The 23,407-nt window shown below is 66.4% G+C and carries 23 protein-coding genes; 11 read left to right on the top strand and 12 right to left on the bottom strand.

The features are described 5' to 3' along the window. Positions 1 to 17 precede the first annotated feature (17 nt). Both AC6JAC_RS11630 and AC6JAC_RS11625 read left to right on the top strand, forming a co-directional pair. Positions 18 to 1,412, top strand: a complete 1,395-nt coding sequence (locus tag AC6JAC_RS11630) for a class I adenylate-forming enzyme family protein (protein WP_497964776.1) — start codon at positions 18 to 20, stop codon at positions 1,410 to 1,412. A gap of 16 nt (positions 1,413 to 1,428) precedes the next feature. Then, a complete protein-coding gene (locus tag AC6JAC_RS11625; protein WP_497966808.1) occupies positions 1,429 to 2,652 on the top strand; it encodes a thiolase family protein in 1,224 nt (407 codons plus the stop codon). 42 nt (positions 2,653 to 2,694) lie between these two features. Here the strand turns inward: AC6JAC_RS11625 and AC6JAC_RS11620 are convergent, their stop codons facing one another. The 3 genes from AC6JAC_RS11620 to AC6JAC_RS11610 are packed head-to-tail and all read right to left on the bottom strand — an operon-like array spanning position 2,695 to position 4,836. Beyond that, positions 2,695 to 3,384, bottom strand: a complete 690-nt coding sequence (locus AC6JAC_RS11620) for an energy-coupling factor transporter transmembrane component T family protein (RefSeq protein WP_497964774.1) — start codon at positions 3,382 to 3,384, stop codon at positions 2,695 to 2,697. After that, positions 3,381 to 4,133: an energy-coupling factor ABC transporter ATP-binding protein gene (locus tag AC6JAC_RS11615; protein ID WP_454698625.1), complete on the bottom strand. Its 753-nt coding sequence runs from the start codon at positions 4,131 to 4,133 to the stop codon at positions 3,381 to 3,383. The genes AC6JAC_RS11620 and AC6JAC_RS11615 overlap by 4 nt, the downstream gene beginning before the upstream one ends. A gap of 1 nt (position 4,134) precedes the next feature. Continuing rightward, positions 4,135 to 4,836 carry a biotin transporter BioY gene (locus tag AC6JAC_RS11610; protein WP_028269276.1) on the bottom strand — a complete coding sequence of 234 codons (702 nt, stop codon included), beginning with the start codon at positions 4,834 to 4,836 and terminating at the stop codon, positions 4,135 to 4,137. A 326-nt stretch (positions 4,837 to 5,162) separates the two neighbouring features. On the opposite strand from AC6JAC_RS11610, the gene AC6JAC_RS11605 reads away from it, so the two are divergent. Further along, positions 5,163 to 6,761, top strand: coding sequence for an ABC-F family ATP-binding cassette domain-containing protein (locus tag AC6JAC_RS11605; protein WP_028269275.1), 1,599 nt, complete (start codon positions 5,163 to 5,165; stop codon positions 6,759 to 6,761). Between the two features lie 44 nt (positions 6,762 to 6,805). On the opposite strand, the gene AC6JAC_RS11600 is transcribed toward AC6JAC_RS11605, so the two are convergent. Genes AC6JAC_RS11600 through AC6JAC_RS11585 form a run of 4 tightly spaced genes read right to left on the bottom strand, consistent with a single transcriptional unit; the run spans position 6,806 to position 8,850 of the window. Further along, positions 6,806 to 7,285, bottom strand: a complete 480-nt coding sequence (locus AC6JAC_RS11600) for a YbaK/EbsC family protein (RefSeq protein ID WP_028269274.1) — start codon at positions 7,283 to 7,285, stop codon at positions 6,806 to 6,808. A gap of 3 nt (positions 7,286 to 7,288) precedes the next feature. Continuing rightward, a complete protein-coding gene (locus AC6JAC_RS11595; protein ID WP_497964771.1) occupies positions 7,289 to 8,155 on the bottom strand; it encodes an SURF1 family cytochrome oxidase biogenesis protein in 867 nt (288 codons plus the stop codon). Further along, on the bottom strand, positions 8,156 to 8,416 hold the full coding sequence (locus AC6JAC_RS11590) for a hypothetical protein (protein WP_497964769.1): 261 nt from the start codon (positions 8,414 to 8,416) through the stop codon (positions 8,156 to 8,158). Next, on the bottom strand, positions 8,413 to 8,850 hold the full coding sequence (locus AC6JAC_RS11585) for a DUF3099 domain-containing protein (protein WP_028269271.1): 438 nt from the start codon (positions 8,848 to 8,850) through the stop codon (positions 8,413 to 8,415). The genes AC6JAC_RS11590 and AC6JAC_RS11585 overlap by 4 nt, the downstream gene beginning before the upstream one ends. Positions 8,851 to 8,990: 140 nt before the next feature. On the opposite strand from AC6JAC_RS11585, the gene fabG reads away from it, so the two are divergent. Beyond that, positions 8,991 to 9,716: a 3-oxoacyl-ACP reductase FabG gene (gene fabG / locus AC6JAC_RS11580; protein ID WP_028269270.1), complete on the top strand. Its 726-nt coding sequence runs from the start codon at positions 8,991 to 8,993 to the stop codon at positions 9,714 to 9,716. Between the two features lie 152 nt (positions 9,717 to 9,868). Continuing rightward, positions 9,869 to 10,285, top strand: coding sequence for an Hsp20/alpha crystallin family protein (locus AC6JAC_RS11575; protein ID WP_347898518.1), 417 nt, complete (start codon positions 9,869 to 9,871; stop codon positions 10,283 to 10,285). A gap of 30 nt (positions 10,286 to 10,315) precedes the next feature. Here the strand turns inward: AC6JAC_RS11575 and AC6JAC_RS11570 are convergent, their stop codons facing one another. Next, positions 10,316 to 12,922 carry an AMP-binding protein gene (locus AC6JAC_RS11570; protein WP_497964766.1) on the bottom strand — a complete coding sequence of 869 codons (2,607 nt, stop codon included), beginning with the start codon at positions 12,920 to 12,922 and terminating at the stop codon, positions 10,316 to 10,318. Between the two features lie 133 nt (positions 12,923 to 13,055). Next, complete coding sequence (locus tag AC6JAC_RS11565; RefSeq protein WP_497964764.1) at positions 13,056 to 13,433, bottom strand: DUF5655 domain-containing protein; 378 nt, start codon at positions 13,431 to 13,433, stop codon at positions 13,056 to 13,058. Positions 13,434 to 13,635: 202 nt separating this feature from the next. Here AC6JAC_RS11565 and AC6JAC_RS11560 point away from each other — a divergent pair, with 202 nt between their 5' ends. Next, positions 13,636 to 14,397: an SDR family oxidoreductase gene (locus AC6JAC_RS11560; RefSeq protein ID WP_347899921.1), complete on the top strand. Its 762-nt coding sequence runs from the start codon at positions 13,636 to 13,638 to the stop codon at positions 14,395 to 14,397. Positions 14,398 to 14,500: 103 nt separating this feature from the next. Here the strand turns inward: AC6JAC_RS11560 and serB are convergent, their stop codons facing one another. After that, complete coding sequence (serB, locus tag AC6JAC_RS11555; protein ID WP_497964762.1) at positions 14,501 to 15,394, bottom strand: phosphoserine phosphatase SerB; 894 nt, start codon at positions 15,392 to 15,394, stop codon at positions 14,501 to 14,503. Positions 15,395 to 15,516: 122 nt separating this feature from the next. On the opposite strand from serB, the gene AC6JAC_RS11550 reads away from it, so the two are divergent. The 5 genes from AC6JAC_RS11550 (at position 15,517) to lplAB (ending at position 19,563) form a co-directional block, all read left to right on the top strand. Next, positions 15,517 to 16,302 (top strand): ABC transporter ATP-binding protein, encoded by a 786-nt coding sequence (locus AC6JAC_RS11550; protein ID WP_347899923.1) that lies wholly within the window; start codon positions 15,517 to 15,519, stop codon positions 16,300 to 16,302. Between the two features lie 19 nt (positions 16,303 to 16,321). After that, positions 16,322 to 17,107 carry a sulfite exporter TauE/SafE family protein gene (locus AC6JAC_RS11545; protein WP_028269263.1) on the top strand — a complete coding sequence of 262 codons (786 nt, stop codon included), beginning with the start codon at positions 16,322 to 16,324 and terminating at the stop codon, positions 17,105 to 17,107. Between the two features lie 47 nt (positions 17,108 to 17,154). After that, positions 17,155 to 17,964, top strand: coding sequence for a TrmH family RNA methyltransferase (locus AC6JAC_RS11540; RefSeq protein ID WP_497964759.1), 810 nt, complete (start codon positions 17,155 to 17,157; stop codon positions 17,962 to 17,964). Between the two features lie 141 nt (positions 17,965 to 18,105). Further along, the gene (locus AC6JAC_RS11535) at positions 18,106 to 18,363 is read left to right on the top strand and encodes a type B 50S ribosomal protein L31 (RefSeq protein WP_011691973.1); all 258 of its coding nucleotides are present in this window, start codon (positions 18,106 to 18,108) and stop codon (positions 18,361 to 18,363) included. Positions 18,364 to 18,453: 90 nt separating this feature from the next. Continuing rightward, positions 18,454 to 19,563 (top strand): lipoate-protein ligase LplAB, encoded by a 1,110-nt coding sequence (lplAB, locus tag AC6JAC_RS11530; RefSeq protein WP_497964757.1) that lies wholly within the window; start codon positions 18,454 to 18,456, stop codon positions 19,561 to 19,563. Between the two features lie 51 nt (positions 19,564 to 19,614). On the opposite strand, the gene pepN is transcribed toward lplAB, so the two are convergent. Continuing rightward, a complete protein-coding gene (gene pepN, locus AC6JAC_RS11525; protein ID WP_497964755.1) occupies positions 19,615 to 22,242 on the bottom strand; it encodes an aminopeptidase N in 2,628 nt (875 codons plus the stop codon). A gap of 88 nt (positions 22,243 to 22,330) precedes the next feature. After that, positions 22,331 to 23,341 carry a YeiH family protein gene (locus tag AC6JAC_RS11520; protein WP_497964753.1) on the bottom strand — a complete coding sequence of 337 codons (1,011 nt, stop codon included), beginning with the start codon at positions 23,339 to 23,341 and terminating at the stop codon, positions 22,331 to 22,333. Positions 23,342 to 23,407: the final 66 nt, after the last annotated feature.

Here is a 23,407-nt window from a genome sequence, read left to right as displayed (position 1 = left end):
CCGGTAAAGTTGATCCGATGCCTTTCCTCAACAGACTCCAACGCTGGGCCGACGACCGCCCCGACGACACCGCCGTCGTCGTGGCCGGCCGGCACCTCAGCTGGGCCGCCCTCCGGGACGCCGCCGCGGCGCGGGCAGCGGACACCGGCAAGGTGACCGTGCTTGCCGAGGCGAACTCGGTCGACTTCGCCGTGTCCTTCGCCGCCGCGGTGGCCGGCGACCGGCAATGTGCCGTCCTCGACCCCACCTGGCCGGCGCAGCTGCAGGCCGAGATCGTTGCCCGGCTGCACGCAGAACCCGGCACACCTTCGTCGGCAGAGCTCCGGGACGGCAGCCCGGATTCCGTGTTCCTCATTGGCCTGACGTCCGGCACCACGTCGGTTCCCAAGGCGTTCACCCGGTCAAGGCGATCGTGGCAGCTCTCGTTCGACGCCTCCATCGAATTCTTCGGACTCACTCCACAGGACAAGACGCTCGCCCCGGGTCCGCTGGCGGCCAGCCTCAACCTGTATGCCCTGTCCGAGTGCCTCTACGCGGGCTCGGAATTCCACACGCTGGAATCCTTCGACGTCGGCGATGTGCACGCCGCCATCACCCATGACGGCATCACCCGGCTGGTCCTGGTGCCCACCATGCTCCGGCTGCTCAGTGAACGCGGGCTGGCCGGCTGCGTCGATGCTTCCGGCATCACGTCCATCATCTGCGCGGGGTCCAAGCTGGATGCCCGGACCCTGGAGGCCGCGCGGCGCTGGGCACCCAGGGCCACCATCTTCGAGTACTACGGCGCCTCAGAACTGAGCTTCGTTTCCGGGGTTGCGCTGCGCTCCGGCGCCCCGCTGGACGCGGGAGGAACGGGCATCGGGAAGCCCTTCCCCGGCGTCGAAGTCCGGATCATGGACGACGGCGGCGCCCCGCTTCCCGACGGCACGGACGGCAACATCTGCGTGCACAGCGGAATGGTCAGCAACGGCTACCTCTGGGGCGACGACGGGCAGGCGCTGCGCTGTTTCGACGGCTGGTACACGGTGGGGGACCAGGGGTACCTGCAGGACGGCGAGCTTCACATCCTGGGTCGCCGGGCGGACATGATCATCACGGCGGGAAAGAACGTCTACCCGCATGAGGTGGAACTGGCCCTCGCGTCCGTCCCCGGAGTGGCTGCCGCCGTCGCCTCGGGCATGCAGGACGATGTCCGCGGCCAACGCGTCGTGGCAGGCGTGGTCCCCTCCCATGGGGGCATCACGGAAACCCAGCTGAAGGCCGGCCTTGACGATGTCCTGCCCCGGGACAAACGGCCGTTGCAGTATTTCGCACTGACCGAACTGCCTGTGACGGACCGGGGGAAAGTCAGCAGGCAACTGCTGCTGGACTGGATTGAACGCGGAGACACAAGGGTCCGCCGCCTTGGCTGAGCCTGCTGCTGCGCAGATGCCCGCCGACGGCTTGCCGCCCGGACAGTTGCCGCCCGACCGCCAGCCGGTAGTCATCGCCGCCCTGCGGACTCCCATCCGCAGGGTCAACGGAGCGTTCAAGGATCTCAGGGCCCATGAGCTGCTGGCGCCCGTGCTTCGTGGCCTCCTCGACCGGACAGGCCTGCCGGCAGGCGCAGTGACGGACGTCGTGACCGGCAACGCGGTGGGAGGCGGCGGCAACGTTGCGCGCCTGGCTTCCCTGGAGGCGGGCCTGCCCGTCAGCGTACCGGGCGTCACCGTGGACCGGCAGTGCGGTTCCGGGCTCGACGCCATTGTCCTTGCAGCGCGGCTGGTGGCAGCCGGAGGCGGCGGCGCCTACCTGGCGGGCGGGGTCGAAAGCATCAGCACCGCTCCGCTCCGCGCGAACAGGGCCGCCGACGGCAGCCCCGAGTTCTTCCGCCGGGCGCAGTTCGTGCCCCTTAGTTACGGTGATCCGGACATGGGCGCCGCAGCGGACAATGTGGCTGCCGCTTTCGGCATCAGCCGCGACCGCCAGGACCGGTTTTCCCTGGAAAGCCACCGGCGCGCGCTGGCCGCAGCAGCGGCCGGCAGCTTCACCGGCGAGACGGTTCCGGTGCAGGCCGTGTCCGGAACCGTGGCGTCCGACGACGGCCCGCGGGCACGCCTGACGGCCGCCCTGATGTCCCGGTTCCCACCCGTTTTCGCCGAGGGCGGCACCGTCACCGCCGGTAACTCCTGTTTCGACGCGGACGCCGCCGCCGCCGTCGTTATTACTTCCGTGGAGCGCGCACGGGAACTCGGGGCAGCGGACGGACTCCTGGTGCTGGGCACAGATACCGCGGGCGTGGACCCCCGCGTTCTGGGCATGGGTGCAGCCGCGGCGGCCGGCCGCCTGCTGGCGCAGCAGGGTGTTACGGCCGCGGATATTGACCTGGTGGAATTCAATGAGGCTTTCGCGTCTCAGACCCTCGCGTGCCTGGCTGCCCTTGGTATCGACCCGGAGCGGGCCAACCTCGACGGCGGTGCGCTGGCCCTGGGCCATGCGTACGGAGCGTCGGGCGCCGTTCTGGTCACCAGGCTCCTGGCCCAGGCCCGGGAACCATCGCCCGCCGGCAGCCGGGCCGGCTCCCTGGCTCTGGCCATGATCAGCATTGCCGGGGGAATGGGCACCGCCGCCCTGTTCCGGTATGAACGGCTGGACGAGACCCGCCGCGAGTAACACGCCGCCTGTAAGACAGGCCGCCGGCCGGCGGGCCGGCGGCTAGCGTCGCCCGTCGTCGCCCGGCGTGCCGTTATCCTGCGTGCCCTCGTCTTCTTCGTGGTCGTCCTCCGGGCCGGGTTCGCCGAGGCCCCGGGCCGCAAGGGCGTCGCCCGTCTGGCGCGCATAGGCCACCGTGGTGATGAAGACCGGCAGCACCAGTGCCCGGGGGTTGCGTTCAAGTCCGCGGGCACGGGCTGAATCCCTGACGTCCGAGTAGGCTCCGGCGATGAACGGAATGCTGCGGAGCATAATCGCAATCGTCAGCGCGAACCGTTCGGGGTCCGCACCAAAACGCCGGAACGGGACCGCCAGGGAGACGACGCCGTCGAGCAGGCGCTGCATCGGCGTGGTGGCGGTAAGTATCGACGCGGCCACCACGCAGACCAGGACGTTCAGGACGATCCGCGCCGCAACCGGACCACCCAGTTGCCACCACTGGAACAACCCGATGGCCGCCAGCACCGGCAGGATGGGCCTGACTGCCCTGAACAGGCGTGCCGGACCTGCACCGCTGGCGAGGAACGCCAGGCACATCAGGGCCAGCGCCCCCGCGGCAACCACCCAGTCCACCACCAGGAACGACGCCATGCCGCAACCCACCACCAGGAGGAACTTCAGCCAGAGGGGCGCCCGGTGGACCAGCGACGTACCCGGAACGTAATTGACCAGCAGGAATCCGTGGCCGCTCACGCGGACTCCGTAGTGTGTGGCCAGGACGCGGCGCCCACCGGCGGCAGGCCGGCGGCGGACAGTGCCCGGTAGTGTTCGACGGCGGCGTCAGCACCGCCGTCGAACACCACCTGTCCTGATTCCACCACCAGGACACGGTCCATGTCCCTGGCCAGCTCGAGGTCGTGGGTGGACATCACGATCTGCTGGCTGAGGCCCGCGATGGTCCGGCGGAGGAGTTCGCGGTTCCGGAGGTCCAGGAGGGTGGACGGCTCGTCCAGCACCAGGACCGACGGCTCCACTGCCAGCACGGCAGCGAGGGCCATCAGCTGCCGTTCGCCGCCCGAAAGCTCGTAGATGCTCTGGTCCGCCAGGGCCAGCAGCCCGAAGCGGTTGAGGATCGCCGTGGCGGCGTCCCGGCGTTCCTTCGGGTTCCGGACGGAACGCCGCAGGGAGAGTTCCACGTCCTCCCGGCCGGTGGGCATCACCAGCTGGGAGAGCGGGTCCGTGAACACAAACCCGACCTTCCGGCGCACGGCGCGGACCGATCTGACGGTATCGTCGCCGTCAACCGTCACCGTTCCATGGCTCGGCGCGACCAGTCCGTTCAGGAGCCGCAGGAGGGTGGACTTCCCTGACCCGTTCGCGCCGATCACGCCGATCCGCTGTTCGGTGAGGTTCAGCGAGATTCCGTCCAGCAGCGTTTTCGGCTCAGGATGTCCGTCCACCGCCACCCGAACGTCGACTCCGTCCAGAAGAATGCTGCCCATGCTAGTTGCCGGCCTTGCCCTTCCGTGCCGAAACCGCCCCGTTGTTCCGGACACCGGCACGGCGGATCAGGAGATCGGGGAACGCTTTGTGCAGGGCGAGTGCAATAGTGACGGCGAGGACATTCTTGATGATGTCGCCGGGATAGTACGCAAGGTCAAGGAGGAAGGCTTTGGAAAGGTCCAGCTTGCCGTTGACCATCATGCCCAGCACGCCCAGGCTGTGGACCAGCACGATGCTGCTGGCCATGGCCGCGGCGAAGAGGAACAGGCCACGGTACTTCACGGTGCGGCGGAGGACGATGGTGGTCAGCCAGCCGACGGCCAGGGCGGCCAGCGGGAAGGCGATGATGTAGCCGGCAGAGGGGCCGGCGAGGATCCCCAGGCCGCTCCGGCCGCCGCTGAAGATCGGCAGTCCGGCGAGCCCAAGCAGCGTGTACAGGCCGACGGCGGCGAACGCCCGTCCCGGGCCAAGCGCCATGCCCGTCAGCATCACCGCGAGGGTCTGCAAGGTGATGGGCACGCCGAGGCCGCCCACGGGGATGGCCGCAATGAGCGCGGAGCCGGCCACGAGGGCGGCAAAAACGGCGATGAGGCCCAGGTCGGTGGCGTTCCAGCGGTTCCGGGCTGATGTGGCGTCGGGTTCATGGCCTGGATTAGTGCCGGAAGCAGCCTGGTTGGTGACGGCCTTGTCAGTGTGGGTCATGGGGAAGTCCTGTCGGTCAGTGCAAGTGCGATGCAACGGGGAGGGGAAACTGCCCGCGGGCAGCCTTTTCCCCTCAATTCCGACGATACGTCTCCGGCCGCAGCCCTTTTTTGTAGGGGATCCACTAATGGAAGGCGCCGGCTCTGGACGGGGTGGCCAACGCAGCGGTGCGGCGGGCGCCGGGCGGGCTATGCGCTGCAGGTCTTCCGGGACGTGCGGTGCCGGTAGACTGGTAGAGGCCGTTCTCTCGGCCACACTGCCCCGGCCCCGCCCAGACTCCATCCGCTGTGCCGTGGCGTTCCCTGTTGTGAAAGGCCTTAGCTGCATTGATTACCGTCCAGGATCTCGAATTGCGCGCCGGCGCCCGCCTCCTCATGGATCAGGTGAGCTTCCGGATCGACAAGGGAGACAAGATCGGCCTCGTGGGCCGTAACGGTGCAGGCAAGACCACGCTCACCCGCGTGCTGGCCGGTGAGGGACTGCCCGCCGGCGGCAAGGTCACCCGCAGCGGTGAGATCGGCTACCTTCCGCAGGACCCCCGCACGCCGGACATGGAGCAGCTCGCCCGCGACCGGATCCTGTCCGTCCGCGGCCTGGACGTTGCCGTCGGCAAACTCCGCCTGGCCCATGAAGAAATGGCCAGCGATGACGCCGCCGTCCAGCGCAAGGCGATGAACCGTTACGACCGGCTGGAATCGGAATTCCTGGCCGCCGGCGGTTATGCCGCCGAAGCCGAGGCGGCAGCGATCTGCTCGAACCTGGCACTTCCGGACCGCCTGCTGAACCAGCCCCTGAAGACACTCTCCGGTGGACAGCGTCGCCGCGTCGAGCTCGCCCGCATCCTCTATTCGGATGCCGAGACCATGCTCCTCGATGAGCCCACCAACCACCTCGATGCGGACTCCATCGCCTGGCTGCGCGACTTCCTGAAGAACCACCAGGGCGGCCTGATCGTGATCAGCCACGACACGGAACTGCTCGAAGCAACCGTCAACAAGGTCTTCCTGCTGGACGCCAACCGCGCCCAGATCGACTTCTACAACATGGACTGGAAGCGCTACCTCCAGCAGCGCGAAACGGACGAACGCGCCCGCAAGCGGGAACGCGCCAACGCCGAAAAGAAGGCCCAGGTCCTCTTCGACCAGGCCAACAAGATGCGGGCAAAGGCCACCAAGGCCGTGGCCGCGCAGAACATGGCCAAGCGCGCCGAACGCCTGCTCAGCGGGCTGGAGGCCGTTCGCGAAAACGACCGCGTGGCAGCCCTGCGCTTCCCGGATCCGTCTCCCTGCGGCAAGACCCCGCTCACTGCGGACGGCCTCAGCAAGTCCTACGGATCGCTGGAAATCTTCACCGATGTGGACCTGGCGATCGACCGCGGCTCCAAGGTGGTCATCCTTGGCCTCAACGGCGCCGGCAAGACCACCCTGCTGCGGATGCTGGCCGGAGTCGACAAGCCCGACACCGGCGAAGTGATTGCCGGGCACGGGCTGAAGGTGGGTTACTACGCCCAGGAACACGAGACGCTCGACGTCGACCGCACCGTCCTGCAGAACATGCGCTCCTCCGCGCCGGACATGAATGACGCCGAGGTGCGCGGCATCCTTGGTTCGTTCCTGTTCTCCGGTGACGACGTCGATAAGCCTGCCGGCGTGCTCTCGGGCGGCGAGAAGACCCGTCTGGCCCTGGCAACCATCGTCGCGTCAAGCGCGAATGTGCTGCTCCTCGATGAGCCCACCAACAACCTGGACCCCGCCAGCCGCTCCGAGATCCTGGGCGCGTTGCGCAACTACACCGGCGCCGTCGTCTTGGTAAGCCACGATGAAGGTGCCGTCGAAGCGCTGAATCCCGAACGGGTTGTCCTGCTGCCCGACGGCGTCGAGGACCACTGGAACGAAGACTACCTGGACCTCATTACGCTGGCTTAGGCCGGTGGGTGCGTCCGCTCTGCTGCGCCTGGTGACCCCGGGCCTCAGCGGACCGGCATCTCTTCCGCGCCGGTGATCCTGCGCAGGTCCTGGTAGGTGATGGAGAACATCGAGTTGTGGTCTCCCGCACCTGCCCAAAGCAGCTCGTGCGTTTTGAGCGACTCGTCCAGCAGGGTTTTGATCTTCTCCGGGTGGCCAACCGGGGCCACTCCACCGACTTCCTGCCCTGTGTGCTGCAGGACGAACTCGGGGGAGGCCCGGCGGATCCTGCCGGTGCCCAGTTGCTCGGCGACCTTGCGGACGTCCACCCTGGCGGCGCCGCTGGCCAGAATGAGCAGCGGGGCGCCGTCGACGTCGAACACCAGGCTGTTGGTGATCGCCGCGACGTCGCAGCCCAGTGTGGCGGCGGCAGCTGCCGCCGTCGGGACCTTCGAGTCGAACACCGTCACGGTGTCGTCGGCGCCCAGCGCGGTGAGGGTGCGCTTGACGTTGGCCACCGGTTCGGGAATCGTGTCGAAACTCATCGGTTAGTACCCCTGGGCGTCCAGGATCGCGTCTTCCTCTTCCTCCGCCGTCGGGTTCTTCCGCTTGCGGGGTGCCGGGCGACGCCGGTTCGCGGCCATGGCGTACTCGGGCGTCCCGTCCTCGGCAGCGTCCTGCGCGTCAATCTCCGCATTGCGTGCCTGCTGACGGGCCGCGTACCCGAAGCCAATAAACATCAGCACGCCGAAAGCGAACCACTGCAGCGAATAGGACAGGTGTGTTCCTTCTTCCACGGAGGGCTTCGGGAAGGGGTACGGCATGGTGGCAACGGCCGGCGTTTCGGAGGCCAGCTGCCCGTACGCGCCCGTTAGCACCGGGTAGCCCAGCTGCACGGAGTAGGCCGGAAGATCGATGGAGGCCAGCTGCCCGTCGGGAGCGCCGCGCTGCAGCTCCGGCTCACCGGGTTTCAGGCGGACCACCACGGTGACATCGCCCGACGGCGGTTCCGGAATCGAATCAGGACGTCCTGGAGTGTTGTTCCCGATCGGGAGCCAACCGCGGTCCACAACAACCGTCTGTCCGGTGGTGAGCCTGAAAGGGACCACCACTTCGTAGCCGGGCTGGCCGTTCAGCGGGCGGTTCCGCACCACTCGCTGGCCGCCCACGTCGTAGCGGCCCTTCAGCTCCACCTGCGTCCACTCCTTGTCGGCGTCCAGCCGGGAGAACTGTGTTTCGGCAGCTGCGAAGGGCAGGGGAGTGGCCGAGTAGTTCGACGTGACCCGGTTGATCTCCGCAAGGGTCTCCGCCCGGCGGTCCATCTGCCAGCGGCCCAGGAACACGCAGGCAGTGGCAAAGATCGCAGCCAGCAGGAGGTAACCCAGCCATTTGCTGGAGAAGAGGAAACGGTACATTCAGCTGTCCTTGCCGGGCACAGCGGCAAGATCGAGCGGCAGGGTCTCTTTCCAGAGGCCGCGGGTCTGCAGGTAATCTTCCAGCCACAGCCGGTGCTCCTCGCAGGCCAGCCAGACCTTGCGGCGTTCGGGCGTGTGGATCTTCGGATTGTTCCACAGCAACTGCCAGGCGGCGCCGGTCCGGCAGGCCTTCCTCGAGCACATAGGTGCAGCCGAGTCCGCAGGCCCGGCATCGCCGCCGGCAAGGTCAAAAATGTTCATGAAGCTGCCCGTTCCTGGCCGTCGTTATCGTCTTCATCCTCGTCCTCGATGAGTTCGCCCTGCAGCACCGTGGGCCCTTCGTCCGCGTCAACGGCCGGGAATTCCGGTGCTTCGAGCTCCGCCAGCGGGGCGGCGTCAAGCAGGTGGTCGCTGTGAACCTCGGCTTTGTCGCTCCCGTTGGCGATGACCACGGCAATCCACGGCAGGAACACGGCGCCGGCAATCGGGAGGACTTTGAACCAGCCATCGACAACAAACACCAGGATCAGGCACACCATGCGGATGCCCATCGCCACGGCGTACTTGATCATCCGCACGCGCATCTCTTCCGAGTGGGCACTGGCGGCATCCGTGATGCTGTGAACCTCGGCGTCACCGGAGACGGCGTCCGGTTCACCGGACGTCGAAGGTCCGGGTCGTTTTGCAAGTGTCACGGCTGTTTCTTCACGCTCCCAAGGCTTAACCCAATTCTCTCACCCTCACCAGTGCCGCCCAAACGGAGGCTAAGATCGGAGGCAGTAAAAATCCCGCCCCTCACCGCGGTGCCCCATGCCGCAGAATCCCGGAGCAAACTATGACTGAAGTAGCATCGACCGGCCGCAGCGTCCTGATTACCGGTGGAAACCGCGGCATCGGACTGGCCATTGCCGAGGCCTTCCTCGCCAACGGTGACAAGGTTGCCGTGACCTATCGCAGCGAGTCGGCACTCCCGGAGGGCATCCTGGGCGTCAAGGCCGATGTCACGGATGAGGCATCCGTGGACGCCGCCTTCGCAACGGTGGAGGCTGCACACGGTCCGGTCGAGGTGCTGGTGGCCAACGCTGGAATCACCAAGGACACCCTGCTGATGCGCATGAGCGAAGACGACTTCACATCGGTCATCGACACCAACCTGACCGGCGCCTTCCGCGTCATCAAGCGGGCTTCCAAGGGCATGATCCGCATGCGCAAAGGCCGGGTTGTGCTGATTTCCTCAGTTTCAGGGCTATACGGCGCCCCGGGCCAGATCAACTACTCCGCCTCCAAGGCCGGCCTGGTGGGAATCGCCCGCTCGCTGACCCGCGAACTCGGCGGCCGCGGCATTACGGCCAACGTCGTGGCCCCGGGATTCATCAACACCGATATGACGGCGGAACTCCCGGAAGCCACCCAGAAGGACTACCTGTCCAAGGTGCCGGCGGGACGTTTCGCCGAAGCCGCTGAAGTGGCGAACGTGGTGCGATGGATTTCAAGTGATGAGGCGTCCTACATCTCCGGTGCCGTTATTCCCGTTGACGGCGGACTGGGCATGGGCCACTGACCCTTCGCACCCTTCCGGCGCTGCTCCGAGCCCTGGCCATGAGGGGACCTTCTGCCCATTACACCCCGCTCCCGCGGGTGTGTAATGGGCATACCGGCCGCGGCCTTTCCCGGCCGGCCAGAATCTGCAGCGAACAACACTAGGGAGCTATCATGGCCGATCTCAACAAGTGGGCGCCGTCGGACGTTCTGGAGCCGATCCGGCGGTTCCTTGAAGGAGACCTGACGATGCCGTCAATGCGCGTGGAACAGTTCATGGACGGAAACGCGCTCGTGGTGAGGGCGGAGCTGCCCGGCATTGATCCCGAGAAAGACGTGGACGTCTCGGTGGCCGACGGCATGCTCCACATCAAAGCGGAGCGCGAAGAAAAATCCGAACACAAGGGCAAGAGCGGCTACCGCTCGGAGTTTCGCTACGGCTCACTCTCGCGCAGCGTCTCGCTGCCGCCCGGAGCCCGGGAGGAAGACGTGACGGCCTCCTACAAGGACGGCGTCCTGGAAGTCCGCGCGCCGGCGGCCGAACAGGCTCCGGCAACCGGGACGCGCAAGATCCAGATCGACCGCAGCTGAGCAGCCGCGCGGCTTCCGTTGCCGGTCGGCCTATCGGGTACGGTCGGGCCGACGGCGACGGAAGCCGAGCGCACCTGTCAGCAGCCGGGGCAGGTGGCCGCATGCAGCCCAGTAGGCCACACCTGCGCAGAGCGAGGCGGCCACTGCCAGGGCCTGGCTAATGTCTGAAAATGCCGGGTAGACCAGCCAGTGGACCAGGTAGATGTGCAGCGACGAGCTTGCCAGCAGACCGGTGAGGCGTTGAACTCCGCGCGGTACGGGGATGCTCGGCAGCCAGATCAGCACGAGGATTCCGGCGAGGAGGGTCATTTCGCGGGCCGGATTTTCGAAGAATCCGGGAATGCTGAGTGCCGCGATGACCGATGCCGTGCAGCGGTGGGCCCAGGTCCTGGATCGGGCAACGGCCCATCCCAGGGCGAACAGCCACAATGCCGGTGCCGTGTTGGGGACTCCGGGATCGACCAGGTCGTAGCGCGTCGTGAGTCCTGCCGCCAGGAGGGCCAGCGGAAAGAGGATCGGGAAGCGCCGTTCCGCCTTGTCCACCCAGGGGAGCGCGAGCAATGCGGTCATCCCCAGCAGCAGGTATACGAGGACTTCAACAAACCAAAAATGCCACTGGGTGGTTACTTCTTCGGGCCCGATGACGGCGTTGAGCAGGACGATATTCGCCAGGCTATAGCGGTCTGTGAGCAGGTAGGCCACTGTGATGAAGGCAACGCTCGGGACCACCACGCGGGATAGGCTGCAGAGCTGCCGCTTGATGCGCGGAACGCGATCTCCCGTCAACTGGAAGCGGGCAAAATTGAATCCCGCGACCGCCATCAGCACGTGCGCCATCCCGGGCCAGCTGAACAGTCCGACATGCGTACCGGTGATCAGGATGATCGCCACCGCACGCAGCACGATGCTCGTATCGGTGGGGGCGAACCAGCGCCTTCGTGCGGGCTGATCCGGAGTGCGGGCCTGCGGTTCCAAGTCCCGGACCGGGGTCACATGCCAGTTAGGCGGAAGGTGTCCGAGCAACTGCTCGAGTCGCACGGACGCCGCCACATAGGACAGTGAGTCTCCACCGAGTGAGACGAACGTATCGCCGCCGGTCACGTCTGTCCGCTCGAGCGTGGCTTCGAAAATCTTCCTGACGCTGTCCCGGCCGGTCTCCTCCACCGGAGCGACGGACGGCTCCGCCGGGACGCGCTCCTGGTGCGGGATGGCCAGGATTCCCTGATAGTCCACCTTGCCCGAAGCGAAGCGGGGAATCTCCGGTACGCCGCAGACCTCCAGCGATGCCCGCGGCAGGCCGATGCCCTGTGCCAGGACTTTGGCCACTAGCTGCAGGTCGTTGGAGCCTTTAACAGCGACGACGAGTCCTTCGTCCGTGCCGGCACAGGCAGCTTCCATACCGAGGTCCGCGAGGATGCGTTCGACCTGCCCCAGGTCGACGCGGAGCCCGACGATTTTCACGAACCGGCTGCGCCGGCCGACAACCTCGTACAGGCCCGAGGAATCCAGTCTGGCCAGATCGCCCGTGCGGAGCTCGTGCACGGTCCGGCCCAGCGCGAGATCCTCAGGACTCTCCGCGTACCCGAGCATCACGTTCGGGCCGGTGTAGACAAGTTCGCCCTCCTCCAGCCCGGGAACAGGGTCGATGCGGAAGCTGCCGCCCGGGACGGGAATTCCGATTGCGCCGGGGCGGCTGGCCGCCAGGCCTGGAGGAAGGTATGCCATCCGGGCGGTGGCCTCCGTCTGTCCGTACATTACGAAGAGCTCCCAGCCGCGCCGCCGGCCCTGCTCGGCATAGCGTTCCACTGTGGCGGGCGCCAGCCTGCCGCCTGCCTGCGTGATGTAGCGGAGGCTGGGCAGTTCCATGTCGGCGAACCCCACGCGGTCAAGCAGTTCGAAGGTGTAAGGGACCGCCGCGAACGATGTGACGCGATGGCGGCGGAACAGCTCCCAGAAACAGGTGTCCACGACAGACAGGCCCGTCAGGACAAGGCTGGCTCCGCGCAGCAGGTAGCTGTTGATCACGGACAGCCCGTAGCAGTAGGACATGGGGAGTGTCGTTATGGCGCGGTCGTCCTCGCCGATGCCGAGGTAGCCGGCGATGGACTCAGCGTTGGATTGGAGGTTGGCGTGGGAAAGCCGGACAAGTTTGGGGGAGCCCGTGGAGCCTGACGTACTCAACAGCAGCGCCAGGTCGGGGTGCAGCTGGTGCCGGGTTCCTTCCCGCCGCTCGTCCAGCACGTTCTGTCCGTCGGCACCGGATCTGAGGATGACATCGGGGTCGTAGGCGGCCACGAGGGAGTCGAGGGCAGCAGGTTTGTCCTCCGGGAGAAGGATCAGAGGATGGCCACCGGCTAGCGCCGCAAGGTACCCGACGACGGAGGCGACGTCGTTGCTGGCAGTCAGGGCCACGAGCCGCCGCGTGGTTCCCAGCCGAAGCAGCAAAGCCTCAACGCGTTCGGCAAGCTCCCGGTAGGTGATGACGGACTCTGCCGTAACGATCGCCGGCCGTTCACCTCGGCGGGCCAGTTCAGCAGCGAAGGGCACCCGCGCAACGTCGGCCCGAAGACTCAGGGAGGCAAGAACGTCGGCGTCGGCCGGATATGCGTCAGCGCGCCGACTATGGATGAGGGCCATGGATTTCCTAGGTGATTTAGGCTTACCTAACTCCGGAACTGTACAGCCTTGAAGCGGTAATTAAGAAACTAAAACATGCCCTATTTCTCCAGACCCTTGGCTAATGCTGGCCGCGCAACATCGGAGGAGGCAGTCAGCCCGCTTCCCGGCGGGCTTCGCCAAGCCACTCGGCCACCTCGTCGTCGAGGTCGGAAAGGAAGCGCAGCTCCAGATGGTGCATCCACACGCCGGGGGCCGGGCTGACCACTTCCTTGAACCGGGCCGAATCTATGCGTCGCGGCAACGCTATCGACAGAACGGCGGGCACGTCGGACCTGATGTACCTGGCCGGCCACCACAGGTAGGCAAAACCGCGCCGTCCGCGGAACGCCACCTGGCTTTTTGTAGCGGTCATGGTCGACGGCGGGTACGCCGCCAGGATGCCCTCCACCCGCCGCAGCATCTCCAGGCCCAGCGGGGAACCGCGGAAGACCTCCTCCGGGGTGGACTTACCGGCAGCGCCCCGGGTCATGGCGCGGCACCGGACGGGAGGCCCTTGGCTGTCATGGCGGCGAGCCTACGCCGGCCCGCGCGGCCCGGCAACGGCATGCGCCTCACCGCAACTATCCCGGATCCGCTTCTTTGTTGACGTTGAACAACTGGATTCTTCCCATCCGCTGGCATGATGGATGGCAGACCGACAGATTTTGGACGTTTGGAACAAAGGAGCTCGAATGGGATTGCTGGACAACAAGACTGCCATTGTGACCGGTTCATCGAGGGGGATCGGCGCTGATGTTGCCAAGCTCCTCGCTGCCGAGGGTGCCGCCGTCGTGGTGAACTACCGTCAGAAGGCGCCGCGCGCCAATAAGGTTGTGGCCGAGATCGAGGCCGCCGGAGGCCGTGCCGCAGCGGTCGGCGCCGACCTCACCACGCAGGAAGGTGTCCAGGCGCTGGCCAGCGCGGCCATGGAGAACTTCGGCTCACTCGATGTCCTCGTCCTCAACGCCTCCGGCGGCATGGAGTCGGGCATGGAAGAGGGCTACGCCCTGAAGCTGAACCGGGATGCCCAGGTCAACATGCTCAACGCTGCCGTGCCGCTGATGCGTGAAGGCTCCCGCGTGGTGTTTGTCACCAGCCACCAGGCCCACTTCATCGATTCAGTCCCCACGATGCCGGAATACGAGCCGGTGGCACGCAGCAAGCGCGCCGGAGAGGATGCCCTGCGCGCCCTCATCCCGAACCTTGCAGAAAAGGGCATTTCCTTCGTGGTGGTTTCCGGCGACATGATCGAAGGAACCGTTACGGCCACGCTGCTTGACCGCTCCAACCCGGGCGCCATCGAGGCCCGCCGGGCCGAGGCCGGCAAGCTGTACTCCGTGGCCGAGTTTGCCGCGGAAATCGCCAAGATGGTGACTGCCGACGTCGAAACCGGCCACACCGAGTACGCCGGCGGCGCCGACTACTTCGGCAAGAGCACCGGCCAGGCAGGCTAGGACCCTCAGCGCCAGTCCGCCGAGATGGCACGTCGCCGCAATTGTTCCCAGGAACATTGCGCGACGTGCCATCTCGCGGTTAATGCCTCAACCGGTTAATGCCTCAGACCCCGGCGATGTGCCGCACGGCGTCCAGGTAGGGCATGTTGACCACTGCGTCCGCGACTGCGCGCACCGCCGGTTTGGCGTTGAAGGCCACCCCGATCCCGGCGGCTCCAAGCATGTCCAGGTCGTTGGCGCCGTCGCCCACGGCGATGGTGTGCTCCAGGGGGATGCCCTCGGCCGCAGCCCACTCGCGGAGGTACTTCTCCTTCGCCGCACGGTCGATGACCGCGCCCAGCACTTTGCCCGTCAGCGCGCCGTCGACAATTTCCAGCTCGTTGGCGATCCAGTGATCCATCCCAAGATCTTCCGCGATGGGGCGGAGGATCTGGTTGAAACCGCCCGAAACGACTGCCACGGCGTGACCTGCCGCCTTGAACGCCGCCACCAGTTCCGCTGCACCCTCGCTGAGTTTCACCTCGGCCCGTACGGAATCGACGACGGCGGCGGGCAGGCCCGCGAGCACGGCCACCCGGGCGTGCAGGCTCTGGGCGAAGTCCAGCTCGCCGCGCATGGCAGCTTCCGTGACCGCTGTGACCTCTTCCTTCTTCCCGGCGTAGGCGGCCAGCAGTTCGATGACCTCCTGCTGGATGAGCGTGGAATCAACATCCATGATGAGGAACTTGCGGGGCGCCTCCCGGAGGGCTGCCGGGACGATCGCCGTGTCCATCCCGGTGAAGCCGGCAGACGCCACGTCGCGGCGCAGCGCGGCGATCTCGGCAGCGGTGCCGGATTCCACGGAGAAATCCACCGTGTACACCTCGAAGCGGTGGTCGCCGCTGCGGGATTCTGCGGCGAAGGAAGCGCCTGCTCCGGTCAGCAGGGAACGGAGGTGTTCCAGTTCCGGAGGGGACATTTTGACGCCGTAGCTGACCGCAGTCACGTTCGAACTCATGGCTGCAATCTTAGCCAGCGCACTCCCGGCACCCGAATTCGTTTCGTTCCGCCCTGGTGCAGGCTCCGCGCGTGGTGTATCAGTTATCAGTCGCGCCGTGTTTTGTCCTAGTGTCTACTCCTATGAGTGATGTTCTTGAAATGGCTGCCGTCAGCGTTGTCCGCGGAGCCAAAACGCTCCTCAACAAAGTGGACTGGCAGGTCAAAGAAGGCGAACGCTGGGTAATCCTCGGACCCAACGGCGCGGGCAAGACCACTCTGCTCCAGATTGCGGCGGCACGGCTCCACCCCACCAGCGGGATGGCTGGCATCCTGGAAGAGATGCTGGGGGCTGTTGACGTCTTTGAACTCCGGCCCCGCATCGGCCTGTCCTCGGCGGCCCTGGCCAACCAGATTCCCGAGCAGGAGAAAGTCCTCAACGTTGTGGTCACGGCCGCGTACGGGGTGACCGGACGCTGGCGCGAAGGCTATGAGAAGGACGACGAACGCCGTGCATTCCGGCTCCTGAACGAGTGGGGGATGGGTCCGCTCCTCAACCGTGCGTTCGCGTCCCTGTCCGAAGGCGAACGGAAGCGGGTCCAGATTGCCCGCGCCCTGATGACAGACCCGGAACTGCTTCTCCTGGACGAGCCTGCGGCAGGGCTGGACCTCGGCGGCCGCGAGGACCTGGTGCACCGCCTCAGTGAGCTGGCACGCGACGAAACTGCCCCGGCCATTGTCCTGGTGACCCATCACCTCGAGGAAGTTCCGCCGGGCTTCACCCACGCGATGCTGATGCGCGATGCCGGCGTTGTGGCGGCCGGCCCCATTGCCGACGTCCTGACTTCCGAGCACCTCAGCGAGACCTTCGGCCTGCCGCTCGACGTCACGGTCAACGCGGGACGCTACGCCGCCACCGCACGCCGCTGACCCGGCTGGCCTTCCGAGCGTGGAGTTACTCAACGGCGTCTTCATCTTCTTCGCGGGGCTGTGGGCCGGAACCATCAACAGTGTTGTGGGTTCGGGCACCCTGGTCACGTTCCCCGTGCTGATTGCCCTGGGCATCGCCCCGGTGACAGCATCCATCAGCAATGCCATGGGGCTGGTGGCGGGGAATGCCGCGGGCGCCTGGGGGTACCGGAAAGAACTTGCGGGGCGCGGCAGGCAGTTGCTTCGGCTGTTGCCGGCATCCCTGCTGGGCGGCATCAGCGGCGCCTGGCTGCTGCTGCACCTGCCGGAGAAGGTGTTCCACTACGCCGCACCTGCCCTGATTGTGCTCGCCCTGCTGATGGTGGTCTTCCAGCCCCGGCTCCAGCAGTGGGTGCGGAACCGGGAGGCGAACCCCGAGCACGCGATCAACGACAAACGCCACGGCGTGCTCCTGATCGTCCTGGTGTACCTGGCCGGCGTCTACGGCGGCTACTTCGTCGCCGCGCAGGGCATCCTCCTGGTGGGCATCCTGGGCGTGTTCATGACGGGAACCATCCAGAACGCCAACGCCATGAAGAACATCCTGGTCCTCGGGGTGAACATCGTGGCGGCGGCGTCTTATCTGCTGTTCGCATTCGGGCGCATCAACTGGCCGGTTGTGGGCATTATCGCGGTGAGTTCCCTCATCGGCGGCATCATCGGTTCCAAGGTGGGCCGGCGGCTTTCCCCACCGGTCCTGCGCGGCGTCATCTTCGCATTGGGCCTCGTGGCCCTGGGGTTCATGATCGCGAACCTGTTCAAATGACCGGCACTTGCCCCGGTGCATCACCCGTCCCGATGAAATGACTTCCAGTGACTTTCCACTACCTCGAATCCGCTGATGATCCCCGGGTGTCCGACTACACCCGGCTCACGGACGTGCACTTGCGCAAGGTCCGGGAACCCGCCGAGGGGATGTACATCGCGGAATCCTCGCGCGTGCTCCGGCGCGCCCTCGCTGCCGGCCACCGGCCGCGTTCCTTTTTCCTTGCCGAGAAGTGGCTGGAGGACCTGACCGACGTCTTTGACCGGTTCCCGGACGTCCCGGTGTTTGTCGGCAGCGCCGCGCTGCTGGAAGACATCACCGGTTTCCACCTGCATCGCGGCGCCATGGCGGCCATGCACCGCCCGGCACCCGTGCCGCTGCCCGAACTCCTGGCCGGTGCACACCGGGTGGCGGTCCTCGAAGACATCGTGGACCACACGAACGTGGGTGCCATCTTCCGCTCGGCAGCCGCCCTCGGCGTGGACGCCGTGCTGGTCTCGCCACGGTGCGGGGACCCCCTGTACCGGCGCAGTGTCCGCGTGAGCATGGGTACCGTGTTCCAGGTTCCTTGGGCCCGCCTGGAGTCGTGGCCGGACGATCTCAAAGTCCTCCGGGAGCAGGGTTTCACGGTGGCAGCCATGGAACTCACGGGAGATGCCGTGGACCTCGATGAACTGGCCGCCCGCAACCCGGACAAGCTCGCCCTGGTGCTGGGCACCGAAGGTGCGGGCATGAGCCCGGAGACCCTCGCCGCCGTGGACCTCGCCGTCAAGATTCCCATGCGGGCGGGAGTCGATTCGCTCAACGTCGCGGCGGCTTCCGCCGTCGCGTTCTGGGAACTCCGCCCGAAGGGCTGACCCCGGTTCGTACCGGGAGCCTCTTTAGGCTAGGATTGAGTGTTGGTCCGGGCACCTGATGTTATTGATGTTGTTCCGCACCTTCATCCCATTCATACCTGGCAGCTGGCAAAATCCAGTTGTGCGAACGAAGGTCCAATTATGAAGTCTAATACTCACCCGAAGTACGAAGCTGTTGTTTTCAACGACCTGGCTTCCGGCGTCAAGTTCCTGACCAAGTCGACTGTGTCTTCCAAGAAGACCATCGAATGGGAAGACGGAAACACCTACCCGGTCATCGACGTCGAAATCTCCTCCGAGTCCCACCCGTTCTACACGGGCAAGCAGCGCATCATGGACTCCGCAGGCCGCGTCGAGCGCTTCAACGCTCGCTTCAAGGGCTTCGGCGGCAAGAAGTAATAACTTCTCCCCAAGGCAGTTGGAAAAGCCCGCATCCTCCGGAATTCCGGAAGGTGCGGGCTTTTGCGTTGGTGGGGCAGGATGGGATGCATGACATTCCCTTCTTTTGAGACCGGCGCGGCGGACGGCACTCACGACGACGGCGGCCGGCGCCACGGTGAGTACAAGGTCCCGGGCGGCAAGCTCGTGGTGGTGGATTTCGACGTCGTCGGGGGCCGCCTCGCGCACGTTTCCGTCAGCGGTGACTTCTTCCTGGAACCCGATGAAGCGCTGCTGGACATCAACCACGCCCTGACGGGACTACCGGAAACGACTGCGGCGGCGGACATCTCCGCCGCCGTGGCCGATGGCCTCCCCGACGACGCCGTGCTCTTCGGGTTTTCGGCCGACGCCGTGGCCGTCGCCGTCCGCAGGGCCCTGGCGAAGGCCACCGGCTGGGCGGACCACCACTGGAATGTCATCGCGCCCTCGGTCCTTCCGACCCACATCAACGTTGCCCTGGACGAGGTGCTCACTGAGGAAGTGGGGGCAGGGCGCCGCAATCCAACCCTCCGCTTCTGGGACTGGGAGGAACCGTCCGTGGTGATCGGCAGTTTCCAGTCGGTCCGCAACGAGGTCCATCCCGAGGGCGTGGCCCGCCACGGCATCAGCGTGGTCCGGCGGATCAGCGGCGGGGGAGCCATGTTCATGGAAGCAGGCAACTGCATCACCTACTCGCTGTACCTGCCCCAGACCCTTGTGGACGGCATCAGCTTCGCTGATTCCTACGCCTTCCTGGACGCCTGGGTCATGGCTGCGCTGAAGAAACTGGGCATCAGTGCCTTCTACGTGCCGCTCAACGACATTGCCACGGAGCAGGGCAAGATCGGCGGTGCCGCCCAGAAACGGCTGGCCAACGGCGGCATGCTGCACCACGTCACCATGAGCTACGACATCGACGCCGACAAAATGGTGGAGGTCCTCCGGATCGGCAAGGAGAAACTCTCGGACAAGGGGACCGCCAGTGCCAAAAAGCGCGTCGATCCGCTGCGCCGCCAGACCGGGCTGGCCCGGACGGAAATTGTTGAGGCCATGATGGATGTGTTCAGCGGCCGGTACGGGGCCACGCCCTCGGTCCTCACCGAGGCCGAACTTGCCGCCGCCCGTGACCGCGTGGCGGCGAAATTCGGCACCTCGGAATGGCTGCACCGGGTGTCCTAGTAATGACGTCGATTGCTCCGCAACTGCCGTTATGAGCGGCCTAAACGGCGGTTACGGAGCAATCGACGGTGCTTTCGCGGCTGCTGCCTGTGCCGTGAGGGAACGGTGGAGGTGGCTCCGCTGCTCGATGACGATCCGGCGAAGCGCCCGTGGAGCGTCCGGGTGGCCGGCCAGCCAGTTGTCCGTCCGGACGATCACGGGGTGGGTGGCCGGATCGCCCCCGTCCAAATCCTGGCCTGCCGGATAGAGCCCGCGGACAATCCGGCTGGCGATCTCGATGCTGCGCTCCGCCCAGACGTTCTCGAGGCACTCGAAGTACGGTTCCACAAACGGGTCCAGCAGGCCGTCCGGGGCCGTGTTGAATCCGGCAATCGTGGCGCTGAGCAGCTGGTTGGAGAGGGCGCTGCCTGCGACGGCGGCATCCCAGGCTGCGGCTTTGACCGCCGCCACCGGGCGGGCGGCGAGTGCCGTGGCATGGCCCGCACGGCCGGATGCCGTGGTGTCACGGGAAAGTTCGGCGTCGAGTTCGGCCTCCGTTGCCTGACCGTTGGCCGCCAAGGCATGCCACAGGCTCCAGCGGAGCTCGGGGTCCACGGCAAGGCCTTCGATGACCGTTGTGCCGTCCAGGATTCCCCTCAGCAGGTCCAGGCGGCCTGCCGACTGCCGGCTGGCGGCGGCGAGGGTCCTTGCCCAGGCGAGCTGGTGGTCCGAACCCGGCCGGGCTGCGGCAAGTTCCCCGGCAGCCGCGTCCAGGAAGCGGCGGCGCACCGTATCCCGTTCCGAAACCGGGACATAGCGGTCGATGGCAGTCGACGCGTTGCCCAGCACGTTCAGCAGGACGCCGATGCCGTTCTCGGCGGCGCCGAATTTCTCCACTGCCGCAACGTAGCTGTCCGCCGGTGCCACACCGTCGCGGGCGGCATCCCAGAGCGCCGTCCAGCAGAGCGCCCGGGCCATCGGGTCCTGCAGGGCTCCCAGGGACGCACGCGCGGTGGCTTCGGAGCGGAGATCAAGCCGCACCTTCACGTAGCTGAGGTCGTCGTCGTTGACCAGGAGGAGGGCGGGCACCGGCTTGCCCTCCAGTTCGGGAACCAGCGTGCTCTGGCCGGTCAGGTCGGTTTCCACGCTGTCCGTGCGGACCAGCAAACCGTCGGCGTCGAAATCGTACAGCCCGACCCGAAGCCGGTGCGGCCGCAGTTCCTGCCGTCCGGTGACCGGGTCCACTGCCTCCTGGACGAGGGCAACCCTGCCCAGCACGCCGTCGTGCTCATCGATTTCTGCCGTGACGGTGGAGATCCCTGAAGTCTGCAGCCACTGGCGGGCCCATGCCGCCAGGTCCCGGCCGGACGCCTCGCCGAGGGCGGCGAGCAGGTCCGCGAGTGTGGTGTTGCCGTACTCGTGGTCCCGGAAATACCGGCGCGAGCCGGCGATGAACGCCTCGAAGCCGACGTAGGCCACCAACTGCTTCAGCACGGACGCGCCCTTGGCGTAGGTGATGCCGTCGAAGTTCTGCTTGGCCGCTTCAAGGTCGGGAATGTCGGCGACGATCGGGTGGGTGGTGGGCAGCTGGTCCTGGACATAGGCCCACGCCTTGCGGTTATTGGCGAAGTTCACCCAGGCCGTGTCCCAGTCCGTGGCGCGGTCCACGCCCAGGGTGCCCATGTAGTCGGCGAAGGACTCTTTGAGCCAGAGATCGTTCCACCACTGCATGGTCACCAGGTCACCGAACCACATGTGCGCCATTTCGTGCATCAGGGTGTTGGCGCGTGCCTGGTACTGCGAATCAGCGGCGCGGGACGTAAACACGTAGTTTTCGGTGAAGGTGACCAGCCCGGGGTTTTCCATGGCGCCGAGGTTGTATTCGGGCACGAACGCCTGGTCGTACTTGCCCCAGGGGTAGGGGTAGTCGAAGAGGTTGTTGAAGAATCCGAGGCCCTGCTTGGTGAGCTGGAACAGGTGCGCGGTGTCGAAGGATCCCGCCATGGAATTGCGGCAGTAGAGGGCCAGCGGGATTTCCAGCGCTGTGCCGTCCTCAAGGGTTCCGCTCCAGTGGTCCTCGGCCTTGAAGTACGGCCCAGCCAGCACGGTGGTGATGTAGGTGGACATCCGCCGGGTCGGTGCGAAGTCCCAGCGGCTCGTTGCGGGATCGCTGGTCAGCTGGGTGCGGTTGGCCTCTGTGCCGTTGGAAGCGACCTGCCAGTCGGAGGGAGCCATCACATGGAACGTGAATTCCGCCTTGAGGTCGGGCTGTTCAAAGTTGGCGAACACGCGCCGGGCATCAGCCGGCTCGTACTGCGTGTAGAGGTAGCACTGGCCGTCGGCGGGGTCGAAGAAGCGGTGCATTCCCTCCCCGGACGTGCTGTACAGCGCCGTCCCGGTGACGGTGACCTGGTTTTCGGCCTGCAGGTTGTCAAGCCTGATACGGGATCCGTCCACGACGTCGGCGACGGACAGCCCCTTTCCGTTCAGGAACACGCTGTGCACGTCGCTGCTGATGAAGTCCAGGAATGTGGAGCCGCCGGGTTCCCGGGCGGAGAAGTTGATTACGCTGCGGCTGGTGTAGCCGGTGACCTCCGGATCCTGCGCCGTGCGGACGTCGAGTGAAACGTCGTAGCTATGGGTGGTGATCAGGGCTGAGCGATTTGCCGCTTCATCGCGTTGCAGGTTCTCATTCGACACCAAGCTATTGAATCATGGCGCAGGCGGTTCACCGGTGCCGCGTCGGTGCAGCGGCTTCGGTGCAGTTGTCCAGGCGGGACCTGGTCCGTCACGGCTGAACGATCAGCATGGCGGCCCCAAGGCCCAGGGCGGCGATCAGGAGCCACGCCGCGAGGGCTGCCAGCAGGGCCCTGGCGCCGGTGTGGAGCAGGGTTTGCACCCGCACCGCCGAACCCAGGCCGAAGAGCGCCGTGCCGAGCAGCACATCCTGCACGGCTGCTGCGGCCTCCAGCCAGCCGGGGGAGAGCCAGCCGGTGGACCGCAAACCCACCATGGCCACAAATCCAATGACGAACAGCGGGACGACGGGCGGCATCCGCAGCTCGGCGCCGTCGGTTTCGGAGGCCGGGCCGGCCGGCTCCGCACCTGCCAATCCATCCGGTCCGTCACCGTTCCGTCCGGCGCCGTTCCGGGTTTCGCGGCTGATGGCCGACCGCTGGTGGATCCCTGCGGCGGCCACCATGGGGGCCAGCAGGATCACCCGCGTCAGCTTCACGACGACTGCGATCGCCAGGGCACCGGTGCCTGCGGTCTGTGCGGTGGCCACCACCTGGCCGACGTCGTGCACCGACGCCCCGGTCCACGCACCGAACACTTCAGGGGTGAGCTGCAGCGGGTGCAGGAGAAGCGGCAGCACACCGATGGCCAGGGTGCCGCACAGCGTGACCAGCGCAACCGGCAAGACGGTGTCCACGTGGCGGATCCTGCGGACCGCAGCCATGGCGCCAATGGCGGAGGCTCCGCAGATCGAGAACCCGGTGGCGATGAGCAGGGAAGCATCGCGGGTCAGGCGGAACATCCGGGAAATCCCGTAGGTTCCGGCGAAGCTCACCAGGACCACCCCCGTGATCAGCAGCAGCGACTGCCAGCCGAGGCCCAGGACGTCCAGGACGCTGACTTTCAGTCCGAGGAGCACAATCCCGGCCCTCATCAGGTGCTTGCCGGCGAAGTCGAGTCCCGGACGAGCCCGCCCCGCCGTCCAGGTTCCGGTGCCGGGGAGGTTGGCAGAAAGCAGGCCAAGCACGACGGCGACGGTCATGGCGGGCAGGGCGGGCACCATTGCGTGTACGGTAAAGGCCACCCCGACGGCGAAAACGGCAGTGAGCAGTCCCGGCAACAGGGGTGG

The organism is Arthrobacter sp. KUASC02 (assembly GCF_059739395.1).
The sequence above is the reverse complement of the archived record's forward strand: the minus strand, read 5'-3'. Positions and strand labels throughout refer to the sequence as shown.